Genomic DNA, 4,085 nt, shown 5'->3' with positions numbered 1-4,085 from the left:
CTGCACAGCCGCCTCGACACCCACGCGCGGCGCGGTGCCGAGCACGGTGACGCGGTAGTCGTCCGGCTGCTCCTCGAACAGGGCGAAGCAGGGCGCGGACACCACGGCCGCACGGATGTGCTCGGTTGCGAGCAGGCGAGCGGCTTCCAGCGCGATCGAGACTTCCGAGCCGGTTGCGATGAGCGTCACGTCACGGCCGCCGTCCGGCGAGACGACGAGATAAGCGCCGCTTGCGACACGGTTTCTGCCGCGGGCATCGCTGCGGAAGGTCGGCAACGCCTGACGCGACAGGCACAGCACGGAGGGACGATCTTCGGAGTTGAGCGCGCAATCCCAGGCTTCCAGCGTCTCGACCGCGTCGGCGGGGCGGAACACGAGCAAGTTCGGAATGACGCGTAGCGCCGCGAGATGCTCGACCGGCTGATGCGTCGGCCCGTCCTCGCCGAGACCGATGGAGTCATGGGTCATGACATGGATGACGCGCAGCCGCATCAGGGCCGCAAGGCGGATCGCCGGCCGGCTGTAGTCGGAGAAGGCGAGGAACGTGCCGCCATAGGGAATGAACCCACCGTGCAGCGCGAGGCCGTTCATCGCGGCGGCCATGCCGTGCTCTCGAATGCCGTAGTGGATGTAGTCGCCGGTGAACGCTCCGCGCGTGACGGGGACTTGCGCCTTGGCGTGCGTGAGGTTCGAATGCGTCAGGTCCGCGGAGCCGCCGACGAGGCCCGCAATCGTCCCGGCGATGCCGTCGAGCACCTGTTGCGAAGCCTGCCTTGTCGCGAGCTTCGGACGTTCGGATGCGAAGCGTTCGCGCAACTTCGCCGCGGCCAGCGCATAGGCACCCGGCAGGGTAACCGCCTTGCCTTCGACGAACATGTCGCGCTGCTCGGGCGTTGCGCCTTCGTAGCGATCGAGCCAGGCGAGCCGATCCACCTGCCCGCGCTGTCCGATCATTCGCCATGCCTTCAGGATCGGCATCGGCACCACGAAGGGCTGATAATCCCAACCGAGCGTACGACGAGCCGCCGCGGTCTGCTCGGTGCCGAGCGGCGCGCCATGCGCCTTCTCGGTGCCCTGTCTGTCAGGCGCGCCGTAGCCGATGATGGTGCGGCAGGCGATCAGCGACGGTTTTGCGCTCTCCCGCTCTTCTGCGATCGCCTGCGCGATCGCTTCGGGATCGTGTCCGTCGATGCTGCGCACAGACCAGCCGGAGGCAGCGAAACGCGCGAGTTGGTCGTCGGACGTCGCCAGCGAGGTCGGCCCGTCGATGGAAATCCCGTTGTCGTCGAACAGGACGATCAGACGGCCGAGCTGCAGATGGCCCGCGAGCGAGATCGCTTCCTGGCTGAGACCCTCCATCAGGCAGCCGTCGCCGGCGATCACATAGGTGAAGTGATCGACGAGGCCGTCGCCATGCCGCGCATTGCCCATCCGCTCCGCAAGCGCCATGCCGACGGCCGTGGCAATCCCCTGCCCGAGCGGACCGGTTGTGGTCTCGACACCTGGCGTATGGCCATATTCCGGGTGTCCCGGCGTCTTCGAGCCCCATTGCCGGAAGGCCTTGATGTCGTCGAGGCTGACGTCGCCGCCGGTCAGATGCAGCAGCGCATAGAGCAGCATCGAGCCATGGCCCGCCGACAGCACGAAGCGATCGCGGTCCGGCCAGTTCGGATGCGCCGAGTCGAATTTCAGGAAGCGCGAGAACAGCACAGTCGCGACATCGGCCATTCCCATGGGCAGACCCGGGTGGCCCGACTGCGACGTTTCGATGGCATCGACCGCGAGGAAGCGGACGGCGTTGGCGAGATCATTGTGCGTGACCGCATTGAGGTCGGCTTCGGCATGAACCGAGATGTTCATCGGATCCTCCCATTGTTGTCGTTGTGGCACGTCATCACTTCATGCTCCGCTTGCGCTCGATGAGCTGCATGATCAGCGGCGTCAGGATCAGCTGCATCGCGAGATCGAGTTTCGCGCCGGGGCAGACGATCGAATTCGCGCGCGACATCCAGCTTTGCGGCAGCATCGAGAGCAGATAGGGGAGGTCGATGCCGCGCGGATTCTTGAAGCGGATCACCACCATCGATTCGTCCGGCGTCGGGATCCAGCGGGCGATGAACGGATTGGAGGTGTCCACCGTCGGCACGCGCTGGAAGTTGATGTCGGTTTCGGTGAATTGCGGGCAGATGTAGTGGATGTAATCAGGCATCCGCCGCAGGATGGTGTCGGTGACCGCCTCGGTCGAGTATCCGCGCGCGCTGCGATCGCGGTGCAGCTTCTGGATCCATTCGAGATTGATGACCGGAACGACGCCGATCTTCAGGTCGGCATAGCGCGCGACATTGACCTTGTCGGTGACGACGGCGCCGTGCAGGCCCTCGTAGAACAACAGGTCCGAATTCTCCGGCAACCGCTTCCAATCGGTGAAGGTGCCGGGCGCCGCGCCATGCAGCGCGGACTCCTCGGCATCATGCACGTAATGCCGCGTCGTCGCCGTGCCGGTCTCGCCATAGTCGCGGAACGCGCGCTCCAGTTCCTCGAACAGATTGGTCTCGGGGCTGAAATGGCTGAAATGCTTGTTGCCGCGATCGGCCTCCTTCGCCATCTGCGCACGCATCTCGGCGCGGTCGTAGCGATGGAAGGCGTCACCCTCGATGTAGGCGGCGTTGACCTTCTCGCGGAAAAATATCTGCTCGAACGTCTTCTTGACCGAGGTGGTGCCGGCGCCGGAGGAGCCGGTGATGGAGATGATGGGGTGCTTCCTGGACATGGGACGCCTCGCTCAGAGCCGGAAGAATCCGCGACGCGCGAACAGCGGCGCGGAGACGCTGGCGACCAGCAGCGGATCGCAATGCAGCTCCTCGACGCGGCGCACCTCGTTGCTCGAGCCCATGATCAGCGGCACGCGCTGATGCAGGCTCTGCGCCGAGAGGTCGAGGATGCGCTCGCGTCCCGTGGTGGCGGAGCCGCCGGCCTGCTCGATGATCATCGCCATCGGATGCGCTTCGTAGACGAGGCGCAGGCGGCCGTCGCCGTAGCCGGGACGCGCGTCCGAGGGATAGAGGAAGACGCCGCCGCGGGTGAGGATGCGATAGGCCTCGGCGACCAGCGAGCCGACCCAACGCATGTTGAAATTGTGGTTGGCGGGCCCTTCGACGCCGGCGAGGCACTCGTCGACGAATGCGCGCACCGGCGAATCCCAGTGCCGGCGGTTCGACGCGTTGATCGCGAACTCCTCGCAGGTCTCGGCGATCTGCGCGCCGGCGCGCGCGAGGCGGAAGCAGCCCGCCTTGCGATCGAGCGTGAAGATGTCGACGCCCTCGCCGAGGGTCAGCACCAGGGAGGTCTGCGGACCGTAGGTGACAAAGCCCGCCGCAAGCTGCGCCGAGCCGCGCTGATGGAAGGCGAGCGCGAGGTCGTCCGGGGCGGGCAGGATCGAGAAGATCGTGCCGACGGTCATGTTGATATCGATGTTGGAGGAGCCGTCGAGCGGATCGATCGCGATACAGATCTTGGCCTCGCGATCGCCGATCTGGGCCTCGCGCATCTCTTCCGAGGCGAGCGCTGCGACCGGCACCTTGCTGAGGCAGCGGCGCAGGATCGCATCGGCCTGGACGTCGAGGTCGCGCTGGACGTCGCCGTCGCTGTTGCGCCCCGTCGTCAGGCCGGAGGCGTCCGCGAGATCTCCGGTGGCGATGAGGTCGGCGATCTCGATGGCTGCCGTCGCGATGGCATCGACCGCGGCGGCCACTGCCAGTGCGTGAGGCGCGGTCTCTGAATACCGTTGAAGGTGGTCGTCCAGCCTCAATTGCCCGGTCATCTGCGCATCCCCTTTGCCGGCGCCGTATCCAGTTCCCTCCCCTCTGGAGGTCGGTACGGTCAGTCCCGGCATCAGGAGATTGACAGGGGCAGCTTAATAAGGAAAATTTCTATTCATAATGAGCGTCAAAGAATTTTCTTATAATGGCCCCGGCCATGCGACGGCCCAGCTCCGGCATCTGACGATCCGGCAGCTGCGCTCGCTTGCGGCGCTCTCGGCCAAGGGCAGCGTCACCGCAGCGTCCGGCCATCTCGGGCTGACCCAG

The 4,085-nt window shown here is 65.8% G+C and carries 3 protein-coding genes and 1 pseudogene; 1 reads left to right on the top strand and 3 read right to left on the bottom strand.

The features are described 5' to 3' along the window. The 3 genes from tkt to MOV74_RS32775 form a co-directional block, all read right to left on the bottom strand. Positions 1–1,860 (bottom strand): transketolase (tkt, locus tag MOV74_RS32785; protein ID WP_246931133.1); only part of this gene is annotated, 1,860 nt, incomplete at its 3' end. 34 nt (positions 1,861–1,894) lie between these two features. After that, the gene (locus MOV74_RS32780; protein WP_246931132.1) at positions 1,895–2,770 is read right to left on the bottom strand and encodes a phosphoribulokinase; all 876 of its coding nucleotides are present in this window, start codon (positions 2,768–2,770) and stop codon (positions 1,895–1,897) included. 12 nt (positions 2,771–2,782) lie between these two features. Next, a complete protein-coding gene (locus MOV74_RS32775) occupies positions 2,783–3,820 on the bottom strand; it encodes a class 1 fructose-bisphosphatase (protein ID WP_246931131.1) in 1,038 nt (345 codons plus the stop codon). A gap of 118 nt (positions 3,821–3,938) precedes the next feature. Here MOV74_RS32775 and MOV74_RS32770 point away from each other — a divergent pair. Next, positions 3,939–4,085 (top strand): annotated as a pseudogene (locus MOV74_RS32770) (LysR family transcriptional regulator); the annotation flags it as partial.

It is taken from the genome of Bradyrhizobium sp. SHOUNA76, assembly GCF_023006445.1.
Classification (GTDB): Bacteria; Pseudomonadota; Alphaproteobacteria; order Rhizobiales; family Xanthobacteraceae; genus Bradyrhizobium.
This window is presented reverse-complemented; position numbering and strand designations above follow the sequence as displayed.

Excerpts from the sequence above, each read along its gene's own strand:
- MOV74_RS32780 (WP_246931132.1), bottom strand. The coding sequence starts at position 2,770 with ATGTCCAGGAAGCACCCCATCATCTCCATCACCGGCTCCTCCGGCGCC.
- MOV74_RS32775 (WP_246931131.1), bottom strand. The coding sequence starts at position 3,820 with ATGACCGGGCAATTGAGGCTGGACGACCACCTTCAACGGTATTCAGAG.